Origin of the sequence: Fodinibius roseus, assembly GCF_900129315.1 — a bacterium.
Classification (GTDB): domain Bacteria; phylum Bacteroidota; class Rhodothermia; order Balneolales; family Balneolaceae; genus Fodinibius; species Fodinibius roseus.
The window spans coordinates 16,929-35,319 of record NZ_FQUS01000015.1; the positions used below are offsets into that span (position 1 = coordinate 16,929).

Consider the following 18,391-nt stretch of genomic DNA (forward strand, 5'->3'; position numbering starts at 1 on the left):
TCACTTAAGCGTGAAATCGTCAGCCTCGTTCCTCGACCACTCTTTCATAGGCAGCCTTTACTTTCTTGCCGGCAATGGCTTCATTTACATTGAAAAGGTGATCTCCGATTTTCTCTAACCGGTTCAGGTAATCCAGGAATACAAATCCCACCTGGTTTGAATAGCCATTATCCTCAAGTTGAGCATAATGAAACTCCAGCAGCTCATCCCGATATAAATCGATGCTGTTTTCAAGGTGCATGGCTTTTTCCAGGTCAACACTTCCGTTATCCCTGGAGAGGTTCTCTCGGACATTGCGAATGGCATCGTGTACCCGGTCAAGCATCTTGCCGATCTTTTCTAATGCATGTCTGGGTAATTCGTTCTCTTCCGACCGCATTCGCTCGCAAGTTTTTGACATTTGAAAATAGATATCTCCTATTCTTTCCAAATCGTTTATCATGCTGTGCATTCCGCGAATGCGCCGGGTGGCTTCTTCTGTGAGCGTAAAGCTGGAAATTTTAGTCAGGTACTCAGCAATTTCAAGCTCAATGTTATCGGTTATTTTTTCCCTTTTCTCAATCTTCTTCAGAAACTGCTCTTGCTTATTCTGCTTGTTAAACAGCAGTCCCTGCATGCTGAAGTGCATTTTTTCCACCAGCTTGACAAACAGTTCTATCTCTTTGTGAGCCTGGGACATCGACAGCTCCGGAGAAGACATCATCCCGGATGATATATACTGCAGCCGGTGCTGTGTATCCTCCTTTTCTTTTTGGTACTTCTCAACCATCCGAACGATATGCGGTACAAAACCAACAAGCAGCAACACGTTGATCACATTGAAGGCCGAATGGAACAGCGAAACGGCCAGCGTTGCATTGGCCCGACCCAGTTCATCGGTCGCGTGGAGAATCGAACCGGCCTCCGGGGAAAAATAGCTCATCGTTGCATCGATCCCCATAAGGAATGGCTGCATCAGGATCAGCATCCACAACACCCCGAATATATTGAACACAAAATGAAAACGGGCCGCGCGCTTGGCGTACACATTTCCGACAACGGCAGCGATATTGGCGGTGACCGTGGTCCCGATATTTTCACCGAGGACCATGGCCGCCGCAATGGGAAAATCAATCCAGCCCTCAAACAGCATAACAAGCGTAATAGCGGAAGCCGCCGAGGAAGACTGGGTGATCAAGGTTAAGACGGTGCCGGCCACGACAAAAATTAAAATAGAAGCGAAGCCGAATTCCGTGAACTGATCCAAAAACATGAACATCTCGGGATTATCCTGGATGTTCGGTACCCCGTTTTTTATGAAATCCAGTCCGATAAACAGGATTCCGAAGCCGATCATCGCTTCGGCAAGGTTCCGCAGCTTTTCCCGGCCAAAAAATATAAAGGGAAAAAAAATGCCGATTAGCATCATTGCCAGGGGCGTTATCTGCATTTTAAATCCAAAAATTGAGATCATCCAGGCGGTGACCGTTGTTCCGATATTGGCCCCCATTATCACTCCCGTGGATTCTATAAAAGTAATCAAACCGGCATTTACAAAACTAACAACCATAACCGTGGTGGTTGAGGAAGACTGGGTAATCGTTGTGGTGGTAAAGCCGGTGAGGATTCCTCGAAATCTCGTGCTGGTCATCCCCTTGAGAATAGACCGCAGCTTATTGCCTGCAACTTTCTGAAGACCGTCGCTAAACACTTTCATTCCATAGATGAAGATTCCCAGTGCACCGATCAGCTGCAGAAAATCCCAAAAAGTATAAGTCATCTTTGATTTATTAAAGATTTTGAAAGGGCATAGAGAACTATCTCATTCCCCAAAATAAAGGTAGCCAATATAACAATATGTTTTTAATCTTTTGAATGGACTTGGAGGATCTCTTTTAAAATAACGACATGCTACTATCGGCGCAAAAAGGCTTGCACCACCCTGTCAGAATGCCGTACTGCTGTTGGAACCCGTAGCTCCGCTACAAGGTATGGAATCTGCTGATAACTTTGTGGGTAAGGTCGGTAATGCTTAACCAGTTAAGCGGGGATGTTGTGCGATGTTCATTCTCCGGCCCCAGATCCGGAAGCGAGAAATGCAATCGGAATACGCACCTCGGTCCGGTCCCACTGTAGCACGATATTGGTAGAATCATCCACCACATCGGTAAACTGAATGGTGAACGCTTCGGCAACAGATTCCTTTTGCTCGGCGGGAACGTCGACGCGAAGCACGTCATGTTCCTGCTGGTAATCAAAATCGCCCCATAACCCGAGTTCTTCATTTAAGATAACCGTCCACGGCTCGCCCTCCCTCGGAATCGTAAACAGAGAATAGGTCCCCGCCTCCAGTTCTTCTCCCGCAAAACGAATATCGTGAGTGGTAGTCAGTTCGGTCGCCTCATTGGCCCCGGTGCGCCAGATATTATCGTAGGGCACCAGTTGACCGAAGATATCACGCTCCCGTTTGTAAGGCTGCCCATATATAACTTTAATGTACGTATCAGAAGGATGGTGTAGAACCTTGGCAATAGCAATAGGACTCTTTCGACGGAGCGTCTCCGGTTCTTCCGGCTCTGACTGGGTACAGCTCCCCAGGAGAAGCAGGATTAACAGAGAAGACAGAATATAAATTGTTCTGGTCGTCATAACAGAGCTAAGTTGAACATGGAGATTACGATATCATAGTGTAACAAATAATAACCTTAAAAGCTTCCGAAGTAAATATGGTGATTTTGCCGCGTGGGTTCGTACCCGTAGCCGATCCCAAGATCGAAAGACAAGTTGGAGATCCGGAATCTTGTTCGCAGCTCTAACCCAAAAACGGACCGCGACTGTTTGTTCCAGTCCGCAACCGCAGGATCCGTCACCGAACTGGAGAATGCAACCATATACAGGTTGTTCAGGTAGAAAGGTAGCAGAAAGCCGCCGTCATCGGCAAAAAGAAGGGGGATGGTATAGCGGGCTGACAGGCTCATCAGGTTGTCGGAAGTAGCGAGAACCGGTTCGGAGAAGGCGTCCGAGACCAGCGACTGGTTGTTGAAAACAGGACCCGACTGGGTAAGTCCCTCTATCTCCAGGCGCAGCGACTGATTCCATCGTCGAAGCGGGGACAGAAAACCAATAACACCGGCCTGTAGAGCCGTAGGCCGGCGGGAGGTCAATTCAACATCATCCTGTCCGTTCGAGAACCGAAGATCAGAAGCACTCCAGTAGTGCTCGAGCTCCGAAAAGAGCACCAGTCCGCTGTTGGGTTGAACATCCCGGATATTCTGTTGCAGCCGAATATTAAACTGCCCGTAGAGATTACTGACAGCGCTATTGGCAAAGTCGGAAACGGTATTGGCCAGTCCGACATCACGAAACCGTATCTGTGAGTAACGAAATTCGGGCTCAATAAAAAAGGAGGTGGAAAAGACGTTTTGATTCAGCTGAAAATCGAGTGGGACGCTGAGAGCGAGGGACCGGTTCTCGCGGAGGAGGGTGATGAACCCGTTTTGCGTCGTGCTGAACCTGAAATAGGAGGGTTCGCTGTAGAGGCGCAGGTTGAAGCCGGGATAAAATTGCTTGTTTTCGTAGGACAGGTCGTACCACAGTTGTTCCTCCAGGTAACTCATTTCTGCGGAATACGCCTGACTTTGCAATAAGTTATTACTGTGCAGGGAGAGCCCCAGCTGGTAGCGGTCCCTGTTGGAAACCTTATTGACGGTCGGCAAAACCGTGCGTGGTTTTAGCCACCCGGAACCGGGAGAATAGGGCTCCCGGCTCCAGGTTTCGGAGGCAGTGACAACGGAATCGGAGACGACAGTATGCCGCATTTTAGCTGTTTTGATTTTCGAAGGTCTCCAAAGCGATGGAGAAACCGTATCCCTGTCACCGGCTGCGGCGGACCGCCTGAGAACCGCGGGGAGGCGTTCATTGGTATGCTGCCGAATAAAAGCTATGCGGCTACCGTCGGGACTGTAGGCTCCCTCAAAGGCATTGAATCGCGCTTGTGTGATTCGGGTCACCGATTCATCCCGGAGGTGATATTCATAGAGCTGGTGCGTGCCGGAAAACCCGCTGCTAAAGAGCAGTTTGTCGCCATCCGGGTGCCATTCCGGGTCAAAAACAGCGCCGTTTTCAAAGGAGATATCCGGTGCGCCGGATAAAGCCGGTGCCGCACTGTCACGCCCTGTGATCCACAGTCCCTGCAGACCTCCTTTATTGGCAATAACAGCCAGCTGATTCTCATCCGGATGCAGGGAGACCGCGGTAATTTCATAGGCCCGGGAAGAGAGCAATGGGTTCGCTTCGGAGCGGCTGCCGTGACGGGGGACCGACACCAAGGCCGCGGAAGCCGGTCGCGTTTGCAGGGCCAGCAGCCGGTCATGGTCATACTGCGGCGCGTATAATCGTCCCCCTTCGGTGAGCTGCCGGCGCTTGCCGGTGGAAAGCTTGTATTCCACCAGCTCCGCTTTATAGGTACGGTCGTAGATGGGATCGGAATCATAATAGCTGTACACTATGGCCGACCGGTCCTCGGACAGATCGTAGCGGTAGTCGCCGACCGAGTTGGTCGTTACGAGCTGCTTTATATTGTCCGACTTCAGGTTATAGCGGTAAAACCCGGGACGTGCATTGTAAAACGAGCCATAGAAGACGAGCGTGGAATCGGACAGCCATTGGGGGCGCCGAACCTCGCGCCCTTTGAAAGGAATGGATAGGACTTGTACCTGCGCCGCGGTAGGAGATTCCGGCCGGTCGTTTAAGGCTTGCTGCCTGTCATCTTCAAACTGCTCGTACAGCTGGCCCGGCCAGGAGCCGGTCGTATGTCGCAGTGCCATGCCGTACCCCAGGAAAGGATAGTCCATGTAAAAGCCGAGGGCCTTGCGGGTGGTTTCGTAGCCGTAGGTCTCCTGGATCCAGGCGGTGAAAGCGTGTCCGCCGATATAATGGCGATTAAAGGGACGCGTGCTGGCGGAGGCCTGTACCATCTGTCCCATGGACCAGCGCTGATCGCTGTCAAACACTGCATTGAACTGATTGGTAAAAAAAGGAAATTGTCCTCGTCCCCCATCCGGGGACACCCCCTCTGTTTCATGGTAGACAGCGATCCCTTCGGTAATGCCGGAAGGGATCGCCCCGTGAACAGAACGTGCCAAATCGGGCGAAAACAGGCTGAGGAGACGGGGTATATTATTTTTGCCGAGGTTATTGAACTGGAGCGCGTGGACCAGCTCGTGGGGACCCACATTCTCGAGCCACCCTCCTGTTTGAGGGTTCAGCGATTTCCCCTTGATAGGCGGCAGCTCGATTTCCGATCGAAAATGGACAGGAGTGACGAAACCGTTAGAGCGATCATTATAGTCATTAAGGATGACGGGAAATCCGGAAAGCTGTCCCCCCACCAACTGCTGAACGTCGGGGTATTGCTCTTCGAGTATCTGTCCCATTTCCAGGGCGGTGGAATCGTTGCCGCGGGCGTATACCAGGTTGAAGTGAGGGGTTGTCAGCTGTTCCCATTGCTGTGGCGGACGGTATTGGGTGGGATAAAATTGCGCCTGGGCAGAGGTAACGGTATGTATTCCACAAGTGAACAACAGCAGCAATAAGGTTGTACGCATACGTATACCAGCATTTCGGAGTCAAATAGGCAGTAATCTAAGAAATATTAACAGATGTTTTTACTTAAAATCTTCCTGCAATAACGCACGAGAACTGCCTGCTCGATTAAATCATTAAGCTGCTTTAAACTCTGACTCGGAATGTTTAGGCGAACACAAAAGTTGCGGAATCTATCCCGCATAACCGGGCAGATAGTAATAGATAGCCCAGAAGTGCGAGAATGTGCCGGCCAGTACAAACAGGTGCCAAATTTCGTGATGCCCGAACCATTCGGGAACAGGATTTGGTTTTTGAAGGCCATAAATAACCGCGCCCAGCGTGTATGCGAGTCCCCCCGCGGCGATCCATACCAGAAAAGCCAGCGGAAGCTTCTCCATAAGGGTGGGAAATGTAAAGACGGCCAGCCACCCCATCCCCAGGTAGAAAGAGGTGGAAAGCCAGCGGGGCGCATCTATCCACAGGAACTTCTTGATAATACCGATAACAGCCAGGGTCCAGACGGTTGCAAAAAGTCCCCATTTCCAGCTGCCGTCGAGCACCAGCAGGCAGATGGGGGTATAGGTACCGGCAATGAGCACATAGATCATGCTGTGATCCAGCTTCTGCAGGAGTTTCAGCGTCTTTTCCTTCACCGGGAGGGCATGGAAGAGCGTGCTGGAGGTGTAGAGGAGGACCATACTGAGCCCAAACATCGAAAAAGCGATCAGGTGGCTTACCGAACCCCGGGTGATCGCTTCATACACCAGTAAAATAAGCCCGATCACAGCAGCGATGGCCCCGAGGCCGTGCGTCAGGCTGTTAACCGGTTCTCGTAAATACCGTTTGATAGCTTTGTAATTCATAGATAGCATAAGATACGAAATAATGTATAGTTAAAGAACCCAAATTATGGTCCGGCGAGAGTTTAAGTGATTTCCGACAATTGGTCTTTTATTTAATCGTATCTTTTGTAGATTACAGGTTCAAAAGAATGAGAACAAGAGGGCTTTGCAAAATCAGTATTTTTTGTTCAAAGTCAAGGCCGGGGGGAGGTTGGAATCGCAGCATATACCCTATATGTGTGGACGTCAACCGATTGATAACGCCGGCATTGGGCAAAAGAACGGTTTTGCAAAGCCCTCAAAAACTAATAAAAAGGGAGTTTATCATGAGATATCTTATAGTAATACTTGCAGCCGGCCTGATGTCGGTCACCTTTACCATCGAGGCTGAAGCCCAGCTCTTTAACCGGCTGAAGGATAAGGCAAAAAAGGCAGCGGCGGAAAAAGCGGAAGAAAAGCTAAGCGAAAAAGTGGAAGAGGCGTCCCGGCAGGCGGTGGAGGATTCCTGGAACGCAGTTTTCGGGGACATGTCTGCAGATAGTGCCTCGGGGGGCATGAGCGTACCTTTTTCTATGGGCAGCAATGTGGATACAGAGGAGGCCTATCACTTTGACACCATTACGACGATGGAAATTGAAACCACCAGAGAAAATGGGGAGTCCGATCCGCCCGTCATCATGGATATGCATTTCAATACCGAGGAAAGGTATACCGGCACTCGTTTTTCCGGGGAGGGGATGAAGCGGGAAGAGGGAAACCTGTTTATTATCTATGATTTCAACAACTCGGCCATGCTGATGCTGATGGAGAATGAAAAGGACAAATTTTCTTTTGCCTACGACTGGAAGCAGGCCTCAGAGTATACGGCAAACAGTGCCGAAGCCCGGCAAGCGGAGGACGTGGACTGGGATGAAGTCGACGAATGGCAGGGGTATACCAAAATCGGAACTAAAACCATTCAGGGCTATGAATGCGACGGTTACCGGTCGGAAAACAGCGATGGCGTCGTTGAAGTGTGGGTGAGCCGCGATGATACGTTTGGAATGCAGAACATGTTCAAGGCCAATGCCAATGCCAAGCAGATGAGGGGCAAGATTCCGGAAGACTACCCATACGGCATGATGATGGAAATGACCTCCGAAGACCGGCAAAGCGGGGACAAGACCGTTATGAAGGTAACCGATATCCAAAAAAATGCCCGGGTGACGTACGAAATGGCTGATTATCCTACCATGAGCCTCGGCGGGAAAAAGGCGGGGAAGTAGTATTGTAGCCCTGGGTTCGAGTCAGGGACCCGGAGGACTGTGTTATTTGTTTTATCTTGGCTATCTGTGTGATTAACATAGTTGGATTTATATTCCGACATACCTTTTTATTATGTGGTCTATAATCAGACGGGAAGGTGGTGTGATGTCCCGAAAACAGGGAATGTTTTCGAAATCCGGGGAGCATGGGCAACGGGACCGCCGGCCGCTTATTTCCCCTGGTACGATCGCGGGACCGGCCCGGCTCAGGATAATATAAACCCAAATGGCATGAAACTGTATAAAACCAGCGAAGGGATTATTATTGAAAAGGAACGTGCACTTTATCTGCTGGAAGGCAGGGACTGGGATCGTTTTGTGAACGACGATGATCTCCGGGCGAAGATGACAGGGCTTACAGAGCGGATGGATCCGGTCCCGGATGCCGTCCGCCTGCTGGAAGACGGACTCCAGGCCCCGATTCAAAGCCAGGAAGTCTGGGCCAGCGGAGTGACCTACTACAACAGCAAGCTGGCCCGAGAGGCTGAGTCGAGGGATGCCGGTGGCGGACAATTTTATGCCCGCGTGTATCAAGCCGAACGCCCGGAGCTGTTTTTCAAAGCCACGCGTCACCGTACGGTGGGATCGGGAGGCAAGGTAGCGATCCGGGAGGATTCCACCTGGGATGTACCTGAACCGGAACTCACGCTTGCAATCACTTCCTCGGGAAAAATTATCGGCTATACTATTGGCAATGATATGAGCTCCCGTAGTATTGAGGGGGATAATCCACTGTACCTGCCCCAGGCAAAATCATACGACGGCTGCGCGGGTATCGGTCCCGGTATCTATGTGACCGACGAGCCGCTTTCGGGGGAGACGGTGATTCGTATGAACATTATCCGGTCGGGTAAAACAGTCTTTGAAGGAAGTGTTCCCCTTGATCAGATGAAACGTACCGTCGAGGAGCTTGTTTCCTGGCTTTACCGGGCGTGCAGTTTTCCGCACGGATGCCTGCTGATGACGGGCACCGGCATCGTACCCCCGGCCGACTTTACCCTGCAGTCCGACGATGAGATTCAGATCACCATTGATCCCATCGGAACGCTGGTAAACAGCGTGGGGTGATCGTCCACCCTTCAAACAGGAAGTGATGCATTCCACAACCATTCGGGCGGCGGACCAATCCATTTTGGATTGGTGAACAATACGTAAGGGGCGTCCTCTTTTTTTATAATATCTTTGAAAAACCAGAAATTATGGTCAATATCAATCCCTGACCGAATTCCGGATCGTAGCGTAAATATAAGGCTAAGGCAGAGCGTGAGTGAAAATGTTGAAATTCGCTGGAATGCAGTAATTGCCTGAAAGAACGTTTTGAGAAGGGCATCCGAAAAATGAAGACCGGAGAGCCATGGAAGAAATATGTCACTTGACGTTCTTTTTCATAAAAACCCTCTGAAAGTCCTTTTGACATTGCCATAACTTACAAAATGGCCCTAACTTAAAAAAATAGAACAACAGATACCATGAAACAGCCACTTGTTATTTTGATATCCTTTCTGATCGGCCTGGTGTTTTTGCTACAGGCAGAGATTGCTTGGGGACAAAGCGGTCATAGCCATAGTCATGACCACAGTCAAGATCAGGGCCACGCTGATAAAGGCCCCACCCACCTGCAGGTCGACTACAGCTTTCGGTCTGATGCGGGACAATATACGCCCCCTGAGCCGGATGAAGACGGCTATTACTGGTGGAAGGGCAACCTGCATACCCACACGCTCTGGAGCGATGGCGACCAGTTCCCGGAGGTGGCAACCCAATGGTATTATGAACACGGCTATCACTTTCTGGCGCTCTCCGATCACAACATCCTGCAGCGGGGAAAACGGTGGGTCCGGCCGGCCGGCGATGACTTCGTCCGGGGCGGCATGGAGGTCTATGAGCTGTACCGTGAGCGGTTCGGTGACGAGTGGGTGGAAACCCGCCGGGTGGATGGTGAGCTGGAAGTACGTCTCAAGCCCCTCAGCGAAGTTCGGGCCCTGTTCGAGCAATCCGGCCGGTTCCGGATGATTGATTCGGAAGAAATCACCGAACGCCGGCACGTAATCCACGTGAACGCGACCAACATCCGGGACCTTATTGAACCGCGGAGCGGGGAGACGGTCGAGGAGACGATCCGCCTGAATATGGATGCGGTGATGGAGCAGCGCAAAGAAACGGGCCGGGACATGCTGCCCCATCTGAATCATCCCAACTTTGCCCGGGCGGTCACGGCGGAAGATATGGCCCCGGTCGAAAACCTGCGCCTCTTTGAGATTTATAACGGGCATCGCGGCGTCCTCAACTTTGGCAATGATGACGGGATCAAGGGATTGGATCGGGTCTGGGATATTGTGCTGACCAAACGGCTGGGAGAGCTCGGTCTCCCCCCGGTTTACGGGTTGGCGGTGGATGATGCCCATCACTATGAAGAAAGTGACTCCGAGACGGCGCGACCCGGCAGAGGCTGGGTCCGGGTCCGGTCGCGGTATCTCACGCCTGAACATATCGTACGCGCACTGGAAAACGGGGATTTTTATGCCAGCAGCGGGGTGGAGATGCAGGAGATCAATTCTGACGGCAGCCGGTACACGGTAAAGGTCGATCCGGAAGAGGGCGTAGAATACAGGATCCGCTTTATCGGCACCCGCGAGGGATACGATCCGTCGAGTGAACCGTATGTGGATGCGGAGGGCCGGGCGCGGGAAGACCGAACCCGGCAATACAGCGAAGATATTGGGATCGTACTGCAGGAGACAACAGGCAGCGAGGCAAGCTATGAGTTCCAGGGAGACGAGCTGTATGTACGGGCCAAAGTGATCTCCTCGAGACCTAAAAAGAATTACTTTGTGGAGGGAGAACATGAGATGGCCTGGCTGCAGCCCCTGCTGCCCGGAGAGCACTATGGGATGGAAAACTAAAGGAATTCAATTTCCCTGCACTCCTCTTCTCCGTGGATTGTCCCTGACACTTTCGGGGAGAGACCTGATAAATTATCAACCTGACAAACGCATTATTCTAATATAAACCGTTAGTATCTATGGAAATTACAGGCAAACATCTTATCGGCAAGACGCTGTCATCGGAAGGAAACACAGATTTTCGAGCTGTAAACCCGGCGACGGGTGAAGAAATAGAGGGATCATTCAGTGATGCCACCGCCGGGGAAGTGGATGAGGCCATCCAGAAAGCCGAGTCCGCTTTCCGCAACTACCGGAAACGGCCCGGGAAAGAGCAAGCCACCTTTCTCGAAAAGATCGGCGAGGAGATCATGGCACTGGAGGATCTGCTGATCAGACGGTGCATGCGGGAGACCGGCTTGCCTGAAGGCCGGTTGGAGGGTGAGAGGAAACGAACCGTGAACCAGCTCAAGCTATTTGCTGAGCTGCTGAGGGACGGTTCCTGGGTTGATGCCCGGATCGACCGGGGAGCATCTGCAGCTAAACCGGATGTTCGCCGGATGCAGATGCCATTGGGACCCGTGGGCATTTTCGGGGCCAGTAACTTTCCCCTGGCCTTTTCGGTGGCCGGCGGAGATACCGCTTCGGCCCTGGCGGCCGGATGTTCCGTGGTTATGAAAGCGCACCCGGCGCATCCGGGCACCTGCGAGCTGGTGGGCCGGGCCATTATGAAAGCCGCAAAGGATGCGGGCATGCCTGACGGGGTATTCTCGCTGATCCATGGCCGGTCTCATGAAACGGGTCAGGCGATCGTGCGCCATCCCCTCATCAAAGCCATCGGCTTCACCGGCTCGTTCAAGGGAGGCAAAGCGATATACGATACGGCCGTTCGCAGGGATGAGCCCATCCCGGTATTTGCCGAAATGGGCAGTACCAATCCCGTCTTCCTGCTGCCGGGTGCGCTGAAAGAAAGGGGGGGTGAGGTAGCAGAGGGACTGACCAATTCGGTCAATCTCGGAGTAGGCCAGTTTTGTACCAAGCCGGGGTTGGTCGCCTATGAGGATTCCGATGACGCCAGAGCGTTTCAGCAACGGGTGGCGGAACAGTTCCAAACCTCGGAGGTGGGTACGATGCTCACGCCCGGTATTCACTCGGCTTATCAGGAGGGACTGGAGCAGCTACTCCGGCAGGATGGCGTGCAGCTCGTAACGACCGGAAAAGAAGGAACCTCGCATACCGCCGGACAGCCTTACCTGCTGCAGGTGGATGCCCAACAATTTCTGGCCAGCGACGTGCTCGAAGAAGAGGTTTTTGGTCCCTCTACCCTGACGATTACCGCCGGTGGCAAACAGGACCTTATCGAGATAGCGGAGAGCCTGGAGGGACACCTTACTGCTACCTTGCATGGGACGGAAGAGGATCTGAAAGCGTATGAGGATCTGGTGGCGGTACTGGAACGAAAGGTGGGCCGGCTGATTTTTAACGGATACCCCACGGGCGTGGAAGTAGGTCACGCCATGATGCATGGGGGCCCCTTCCCGGCTACCACGGATGTGCGAACGACCTCTGTGGGAACGGCCGCCATCCGCCGATTTTCCAGGCCGATCTGTTACCAGGATTTTTCGCAGGAGACCCTGCCTGCGGCGTTGAAGGACCACAATCCTCTGGATATCTGGCGGCTGGTCGACGGAGATTTTACGCGGGGGGCTGTTTGATCGAGAGTCTGGGTCCTTATATCCAATTATAAAAAGTATACCTGAGTAACAAAGGAATTCAACGTCCGTCCATTTCATCAGGGAGTTCCGCAGGCCGTATGGACTGTCCTCTCCCCTCAAAAGCAGTAAGTCCCCCTCCCCAGCTCTAACTTTCAGGGCTGCGAAAATAGATTGCGGTCTTCTCCATCTCCTCTTACCGATGGCTCAAAAGTGGGGAGTCTCGAATTCGGGACAAGCCGGTAAAACATGTCCGTTTTTAACAATACATCAGAGTCCCCAAAAAAAATATTTGCGTAACTGATCAGTTACATGTAAATTAGTAACCATGCGGTTACGTAAATATTAACTTGATTCCTGATGTATATGCAACGAGATGTGTTCCAGGCCATTGCCGATCCGACGCGGCGGGAGATTATTGATCTGCTGGCGGGTCAGTCGCTTCCGGTTAAAGATGTAGCCAGCAACTTTGAAATGTCGCGGCCGGCCGTTTCCAAGCATCTGAAGATCCTGGATGAGTGTGGATTGGTTGTAATCCGTAAAAAAGGCCGTAAACGGTTGTATCGGTCCGATCCCCGGAAGCTGCAGGAGGTAGCGGAGTGGACGGCCCGTTACCGGAGATTCTGGTCTCAGAAACTGGATGCGCTGGAAGCTGCATTGGCCGAGGAGGACAACCAAAATGAATAATCAATAAAACAAACAGATTGATGAATATACAAAATCACCCAGTCGTAGAAGTTCAAATGCTTATCCGAAAGCCCGTTGAAGAGGTCTTTGAAGCGATGGTCAATCCGGATATCACTTCAAAATTTTGGTTCACCAATAGTAGTGGCCGGGTTGAACCGGGAAAAACCCTGGAGTGGGAATGGGGACAGTTCGGTGTAAAAGACACCGTAAATATCAAGGAGCTGAAAGCCAACGAATACATCTCCCTTGAATGGGAACTCGGGGAGTTGAAAACGCTTGTGGAAATGTCCTTCGAACCTCATTCCGATACATCTACCCTTTTCAAAGTAACCGAAAGCGGATTTTGGGACTCCGTTCCCGCCGAAGATGAAAAACTTGAAGAAAAGATCAACCTGATGCTCGGTCAGAATGGCGGTTGGAACTTAGTGCTCAGTAATATGAAGGCATGGCTGGAGCATAAGATCAAACTAAATTTAATAAGTGATCACAAACCGGAATAAAAAACGATAGGTAACGAGGAAAAGATCTTGCTTACAGAGAACCTGATGAAGATAAAAACCTGATGGAAGCTGCCTGGACTGAAGGATAAAGAGATCCGACCATTTTCAGGATATATAACATTCAACAACCACGACAATGACGCTATTATGAAGCGTAACGTACTGATTTTCGGATTAATTATCGGAGCCATTCTTGTAATGCATATCATGTATATGGTGCAGCTGATTTACAACAGGCCGGATTTTCAGAGCAATGATGTCTTAGGATATATTTTCTTATTTGGCGTGTTTTCCCTGGTCTTTTTCGGGATCAGGAATTACAGGAATAAGGAATTGAACGGTTTTATATCCCTTGGAAAAGCATTTAAAACCGGGGCTTTGATTGCCTTGCTTGCGTCCACTATTTATGTGGCTTTCTGGTTGTTCTACTATTACTTGTATGTGCCCGATTTCCTGGATAAATACATTGAACACGTAATGCTTGAAGCCACCCGGCAGGGGGCCACGGAAGCTGAACTGGCCGCCAAATCTGAGCAAATGGACCAATTCAGTGCAATGTATCAAGGCCCGTTCATGGTTGGGTTGATTACTTACATGGAAGTACTGCCCATTGGACTGGCTGTGGCTTTTGTGAGTTCACTGATTCTGAAGAAAAAGCCTGAGAGAATAGATAAGACTGAACAAGCTATTAATAGATAGTTAAAAAAATAATTCTACACAAGATGGACACCCAACCCATAAGAAAGCTATATAAAGAGCTCCTTGACTCCTGGAACGAGCAAGACGCGGCAAAATATGGTTCCTGTTTTACTGATAGCGGCTGTGTTATTGGTTTTGACGGCAGTCAAATGAACAACAGGAATGAAATTGAAACCGAAATCGGGAGGATTTTTGCTGACCACCAAACCGCGGACTATGTCAGCAAAATACAGGAAGTGAAATGCTTAAGTCGGGATACTGCCCTGCTGCGAGGCATCGCCGGAATGATTCCGCCGGGTGCAACTGACATCAATCCGGATGCAAACGCCATCCAATCTCTTATTGCTTCAAGGAATAGTGATACCGGACAGTGGCACATTGTACTTTTCCAAAATACGCCCGCTCAATTTCACGGGCGCCCCGAATTGGCAGAGGCGTTAACCCAGGAATTGCAGGAAATGGTTTCAAATAAATAACAATTATGAAAATAGAACAGAAGGGAAATTTAATTCACAAGCCATGAATTCAGAAGAGAAAAAGCATCGTATCTATACCACGAGCTTTGCAAGTGTGTATCCCCATTATGTCGCTAAGGCTGAGAAAAAGGGGCGGACGAAAGCCGAAGTGGATGAAATTATTCGTTGGTTGACGGGATATAGCCAGAAGGAGTTAGAAGCCCAACTGGAAAAAAACACAGATTTTGAGACTTTCTTCGCGAACGCACCCCAGCTGAATCCTTCACGAGCTTTAATTAAAGGCGTGGTTTGTGGTGTCCGGGTGGAAGAGATCAAAGAACCAACCATGCAGGAAATTCGCTATCTGGATAAGCTGATCGACGAGTTAGCAAGGGGAAAAGCGATGGGTAAGATTTTGCGAAAACAATGAATATTCAGGCAGGGAATAAGGCTGGACTTATCTTGGAAAATTCAAGTTCGGCTGGGTGAACGACCGGTTTGGGGTTTCCTGGCAGTTGAATTTCGGGCCGTTGACCTTTGAGTAGCCAATACAGGACAGGCAGTGGGAACCAATCAGACAAGCCCCGTTTAACGGTCTATAAAGCACCTTTGTACAGAACGCAATAGTAAAATGAAAAAGAAAACCAATGAGTAATTACGGCACTTTTACTGATCCGGGGACGATCCGTTTCGAGCGCCTGCTGCCCGGGCCGATCGAGCGGGTGTGGGCGTATCTGACGGAATCCGATAAGAAAGCAAAATGGCTGGCCGCCGGCGAGGTGGAACCCCGCGTGGGCGGGAAGGTGGAGCTGCGTTTCCGGCACGACACGCTTACTCCCCACGATGAACAGCCACCGGATAAATACAAACAGATGAAAGACGGCACCGGTTTTACCGGCCGTGTTACCCGGTACGATCCCCCCCGTTTGCTCAGTTACACCTGGGGAGAGGGAACGGGCGATGAGTCGGAGGTTACCTTTAAACTAACCCCCGAGGGAGAAAAAGTCCGGCTGATTTTAACGCATCGACGACTGGGTGACGACCCCGACATCCTCGCCAGCGTGGCCAGCGGATGGCATACGCACCTGGGTATCCTGTCCGATCGCCTTAGTAATCGAGTGCCCAAAGGATTCTGGTTGGTGCACACTGAGATGGAGAAGGAGTATATCAAAAGAATACCTGAATCCTGAACTAAAAATCAGAATATTAGCCGCCCATGACTATCAGAGCAGGCCACTTTACGGCTTATAGAGGATGAACTTACTAACCTGCGGCTGCATATGATCATTGGCAACCATATCCAACGAGAAAACGGGCTGAACGAAGTCCCGGAAATGAACTAAAGCTCCTGTCGCAGCCCGGTGTTTCGTTTCTTCCGGGGGAGAACATCAGCGTTAATAGTAACTTGAAACCAGTTCCTGATTTCTTACAACCTGTGCTGTTATGGCAAGGCTGTTTTCGAAGAGCCTGAAGCGGGTGATCCGGGCGTTATAAACCGTAAAGTTCATTGCAAATTCGCTTTTGATTACTTCTTCCGTATTTCCCGCCCGCGACTCCATCACCCCCAGGGCAACGGCCTCGGCCCCGTCTACCAGGATTGACCCGACCTCAAAATCAGTGGACACTGTCTCCTCGTGCAGGTTATAGATAAAATCCGCCACACCGGTGCGTCCGCTCCCTGGTTCCATCCATAGTGCCCGCTTTTCGTGAGCCGGGATATCGAAATCAACGTCTTCACTGAATAAAGCGATGATTGATTCAGGTTCTGCACCCGATTTCAGGCCTTCAAAAAACTGATCGATTACATACCGGGTTACATCGTTTTTGGCCTTGCGTATAAAAGCGTTCCTGAAACGATCAGTAAAACTGTCCGTTTCCGGCCTCACCTTATCTGAATTCACGACATTTTTTGTACCAGGCCCTGCCCGGGTTACTGCTTCTTTTGATTTCAACGTATCCATATTTGTATAGTTCGAAATTTTCTATTCCCTCTCGTCTCAGACATGGATTTGCTGGTCAATCCGAATCCATGATCAAGAGCAATATTCATTATTTCAGAGATCAAATCCCTGATCCCAGTGGCCAAATTACCAGCCCCGGCGGCCATATCTCCGGGAGTTCGTTCACTATATAAAAAACCACAACTTTAGCCGATCACTGTAACATTCAATACACCTGACGGCTTGCTGTTAACTACTCTGGATTTTTTGTGTATCCTATCGCAGTATAACGGGTTAAATCGGCTTTTGCGCAGCGCAAATACGCCAATATCACGGGCCGTATGCGACAGTATCTATTGTGTATTCTCTGCATAGGCTTCCGTTTTTACCTGCCAGCCCCCGCCCAGGGACCGGTAGATGGCAATAAGATCAGTAGCCACTTTAATATCGCTGATGGCCAGCTGATCCTGGGCCTGCAGCAGCCGACGTTCGGCATCAAGCACATCCAGAAAACTGTCGATGCCCGCTTCATACCGCTGACGGGCTAATCGTGCGGCCTTTGCACTGGCCCGGGCCGCTGTAGTCAATCGCCGGCGTCGCTCCTCTTCCCGGCTAAAATCCGACATGGCCGTGGATACCTCCTCCAAAGCCTCCAGGACCGTCCGCCTGTATATGGCAACCCGGGCATCCGCTTCGGCGTCGACGGCATCCACGCGGGCATCCACCCTTCCGAGGTCAAATGCCGCCCATGATATCGAAGGACCTACGGTGGCGCTTAAGGCGCCGCCGGAGAACAGATCTCCGAAGGTCGTCGCAACAAAACCAAGGCTTCCCAGGATACTTATTCGAGGAAAATAATCGGCCGCCTGTACATTATACTGAGCTACGGAAGCTGCCAGAAGTCGCTCAGCTTGCTTGACGTCTGGCCTCCTGCGTAACATTTGAGCTGCATCTCCAACGGCGATGGAAGGAGGTAGGGAAGGTAATGCCTTCTCCTGCTGCAACAAGGAATCCAAGGTACGTGGCGGCTGGCCCGTCAGTACGCTAAGCCGGTTAAGGGTTTCCTTGACCTGGGCCTTCAGCGGAGGGATGGTCGATTGCGTCAGCTCCAGCTGAGCCTCAGCACGTGCCACGTCCAGTTCCGACCCGCTGCCATGTTCCTCCAGCTGTTTGCTCAACGTATAAGTTTCTTCCTGGTTTTTAACATTGCGTCGCGCTACATCCAGCCGGTACTGCGCCCCCCGCAGCTGCATGTAGGTAAGGGCTACTTCGGAGGCCACGCTTACATAGGCTCCCCGGAGCTCGGCAAAGCTGGCCTGGTAGGTAGCCTTGGCGGCCTCCTTTCGCTGCGAAACGCGGCCAAACAGATCCAGCTCCCAGGAGGCGCTCAGTCCCACATCGTAGGATTCCATGTTACGGTCCGACAGAGATACGCCTGTTTCTTCGCTTTGCCGTTGCCAGCTATATCCGCCCTCGGCCCGGACGACGGGAAAGAGTTCGAAGCCCGACTCGCGCAGGTGTGCCCGGGTTTGACGCACATTGGCCACGGCCACGGCAATATCGAGGTTATGATCCAGAGCTTCGCTCACGAGCGAATCCAGATCGTTATCTCCAAAGCGGCTCCACCAGTATGCTACCGGCTCAGCGGCCTCAAACTTTTTGCTTTCGTCCCGTTCGGACGGTTGTTCGGCAATTGGGGATGGCGGCTTCTGGTAGTTTCGTATGCTGCACGAAACAGCTGATGCCGTCAGTACAGCGCCTAAAATAATATGATATACCCAATGATTTTTTGATCGAATCTTCAT

Annotated in this window: 16 protein-coding genes and 1 pseudogene; 11 read left to right on the forward strand and 6 right to left on the reverse strand. The window is 51.1% G+C overall.

Annotated elements, in window-relative coordinates:
• Window positions 1-19: 19 nt before the first annotated feature.
• The 4 genes from BUB16_RS13750 to trhA form a co-directional block, all read right to left on the reverse strand.
• Window positions 20-1,759 (reverse strand): Na/Pi cotransporter family protein, encoded by a 1,740-nt coding sequence (locus BUB16_RS13750; protein ID WP_073065492.1) that lies wholly within the window; start codon window positions 1,757-1,759, stop codon window positions 20-22.
• A gap of 284 nt (window positions 1,760-2,043) precedes the next feature.
• Entirely contained in the window at window positions 2,044-2,628 is a 585-nt protein-coding gene (locus tag BUB16_RS13755) for a DUF2911 domain-containing protein (RefSeq protein WP_073065495.1), read from the reverse strand.
• A gap of 56 nt (window positions 2,629-2,684) precedes the next feature.
• Entirely contained in the window at window positions 2,685-5,585 is a 2,901-nt protein-coding gene (locus tag BUB16_RS13760) for a TolB-like translocation protein (protein WP_139240313.1), read from the reverse strand.
• A 171-nt stretch (window positions 5,586-5,756) separates the two neighbouring features.
• The gene (trhA, locus tag BUB16_RS13765; RefSeq protein ID WP_073065501.1) at window positions 5,757-6,428 is read right to left on the reverse strand and encodes a PAQR family membrane homeostasis protein TrhA; all 672 of its coding nucleotides are present in this window, start codon (window positions 6,426-6,428) and stop codon (window positions 5,757-5,759) included.
• Window positions 6,429-6,733: 305 nt separating this feature from the next.
• Between trhA and BUB16_RS13770 the strand changes: the two genes are divergently transcribed.
• The 11 genes and pseudogenes from BUB16_RS13770 (at window position 6,734) to BUB16_RS13820 (ending at window position 15,836) form a co-directional block, all read left to right on the forward strand.
• The gene (locus BUB16_RS13770; protein ID WP_073065504.1) at window positions 6,734-7,672 is read left to right on the forward strand and encodes a DUF4412 domain-containing protein; all 939 of its coding nucleotides are present in this window, start codon (window positions 6,734-6,736) and stop codon (window positions 7,670-7,672) included.
• A gap of 270 nt (window positions 7,673-7,942) precedes the next feature.
• Window positions 7,943-8,779: a fumarylacetoacetate hydrolase family protein gene (locus BUB16_RS13775; RefSeq protein ID WP_073065753.1), complete on the forward strand. Its 837-nt coding sequence runs from the start codon at window positions 7,943-7,945 to the stop codon at window positions 8,777-8,779.
• A 401-nt stretch (window positions 8,780-9,180) separates the two neighbouring features.
• Window positions 9,181-10,614, forward strand: a complete 1,434-nt coding sequence (locus BUB16_RS13780; protein ID WP_084088295.1) for a hypothetical protein — start codon at window positions 9,181-9,183, stop codon at window positions 10,612-10,614.
• Window positions 10,615-10,733: 119 nt separating this feature from the next.
• Complete coding sequence (locus BUB16_RS13785; protein ID WP_073065507.1) at window positions 10,734-12,308, forward strand: aldehyde dehydrogenase (NADP(+)); 1,575 nt, start codon at window positions 10,734-10,736, stop codon at window positions 12,306-12,308.
• 357 nt (window positions 12,309-12,665) lie between these two features.
• Entirely contained in the window at window positions 12,666-12,992 is a 327-nt protein-coding gene (locus tag BUB16_RS13790; RefSeq protein ID WP_211483185.1) for an ArsR/SmtB family transcription factor, read from the forward strand.
• A gap of 20 nt (window positions 12,993-13,012) precedes the next feature.
• The gene (locus BUB16_RS13795; RefSeq protein ID WP_073065511.1) at window positions 13,013-13,492 is read left to right on the forward strand and encodes an SRPBCC family protein; all 480 of its coding nucleotides are present in this window, start codon (window positions 13,013-13,015) and stop codon (window positions 13,490-13,492) included.
• A 147-nt stretch (window positions 13,493-13,639) separates the two neighbouring features.
• Window positions 13,640-14,191: a DUF4199 domain-containing protein gene (locus BUB16_RS13800; RefSeq protein WP_073065514.1), complete on the forward strand. Its 552-nt coding sequence runs from the start codon at window positions 13,640-13,642 to the stop codon at window positions 14,189-14,191.
• 23 nt (window positions 14,192-14,214) lie between these two features.
• Complete coding sequence (locus BUB16_RS13805; protein ID WP_073065516.1) at window positions 14,215-14,667, forward strand: SgcJ/EcaC family oxidoreductase; 453 nt, start codon at window positions 14,215-14,217, stop codon at window positions 14,665-14,667.
• Window positions 14,668-14,710: 43 nt separating this feature from the next.
• On the forward strand, window positions 14,711-15,076 hold the full coding sequence (locus tag BUB16_RS13810; RefSeq protein ID WP_073065519.1) for a DUF2200 domain-containing protein: 366 nt from the start codon (window positions 14,711-14,713) through the stop codon (window positions 15,074-15,076).
• A gap of 43 nt (window positions 15,077-15,119) precedes the next feature.
• Window positions 15,120-15,191, forward strand: a pseudogene (locus tag BUB16_RS22255) (VOC family protein); the annotation flags it as partial.
• Between the two features lie 102 nt (window positions 15,192-15,293).
• On the forward strand, window positions 15,294-15,836 hold the full coding sequence (locus tag BUB16_RS13820) for an SRPBCC family protein (protein WP_073065523.1): 543 nt from the start codon (window positions 15,294-15,296) through the stop codon (window positions 15,834-15,836).
• A gap of 204 nt (window positions 15,837-16,040) precedes the next feature.
• Here the strand turns inward: BUB16_RS13820 and BUB16_RS13825 are convergent, their stop codons facing one another.
• Window positions 16,041-16,547 carry a nuclear transport factor 2 family protein gene (locus BUB16_RS13825; RefSeq protein ID WP_170864398.1) on the reverse strand — a complete coding sequence of 169 codons (507 nt, stop codon included), beginning with the start codon at window positions 16,545-16,547 and terminating at the stop codon, window positions 16,041-16,043.
• Between the two features lie 392 nt (window positions 16,548-16,939).
• Window positions 16,940-18,391 (reverse strand): efflux transporter outer membrane subunit, encoded by a 1,452-nt coding sequence (locus tag BUB16_RS13830; protein ID WP_073065531.1) that lies wholly within the window; start codon window positions 18,389-18,391, stop codon window positions 16,940-16,942.

Coding starts and splice junctions, on each gene's coding strand:
- BUB16_RS13750 (WP_073065492.1), bottom strand. CDS start 1,759: ATGACTTATACTTTTTGGGATTTTCTGCAGCTGATCGGTGCACTGGGA.
- BUB16_RS13755 (WP_073065495.1), bottom strand. CDS start 2,628: ATGACGACCAGAACAATTTATATTCTGTCTTCTCTGTTAATCCTGCTT.
- BUB16_RS13760 (WP_139240313.1), bottom strand. CDS start 5,585: ATGCGTACAACCTTATTGCTGCTGTTGTTCACTTGTGGAATACATACC.
- trhA (WP_073065501.1), bottom strand. CDS start 6,428: ATGAATTACAAAGCTATCAAACGGTATTTACGAGAACCGGTTAACAGC.
- BUB16_RS13770 (WP_073065504.1), top strand. CDS start 6,734: ATGAGATATCTTATAGTAATACTTGCAGCCGGCCTGATGTCGGTCACC.
- BUB16_RS13775 (WP_073065753.1), top strand. CDS start 7,943: ATGAAACTGTATAAAACCAGCGAAGGGATTATTATTGAAAAGGAACGT.
- BUB16_RS13780 (WP_084088295.1), top strand. CDS start 9,181: ATGAAACAGCCACTTGTTATTTTGATATCCTTTCTGATCGGCCTGGTG.
- BUB16_RS13785 (WP_073065507.1), top strand. CDS start 10,734: ATGGAAATTACAGGCAAACATCTTATCGGCAAGACGCTGTCATCGGAA.
- BUB16_RS13790 (WP_211483185.1), top strand. CDS start 12,666: ATGTATATGCAACGAGATGTGTTCCAGGCCATTGCCGATCCGACGCGG.
- BUB16_RS13795 (WP_073065511.1), top strand. CDS start 13,013: ATGAATATACAAAATCACCCAGTCGTAGAAGTTCAAATGCTTATCCGA.
- BUB16_RS13800 (WP_073065514.1), top strand. CDS start 13,640: ATGAAGCGTAACGTACTGATTTTCGGATTAATTATCGGAGCCATTCTT.
- BUB16_RS13805 (WP_073065516.1), top strand. CDS start 14,215: ATGGACACCCAACCCATAAGAAAGCTATATAAAGAGCTCCTTGACTCC.
- BUB16_RS13810 (WP_073065519.1), top strand. CDS start 14,711: ATGAATTCAGAAGAGAAAAAGCATCGTATCTATACCACGAGCTTTGCA.
- BUB16_RS13820 (WP_073065523.1), top strand. CDS start 15,294: ATGAGTAATTACGGCACTTTTACTGATCCGGGGACGATCCGTTTCGAG.
- BUB16_RS13830 (WP_073065531.1), bottom strand. CDS start 18,391: ATGAAGATTCGATCAAAAAATCATTGGGTATATCATATTATTTTAGGC.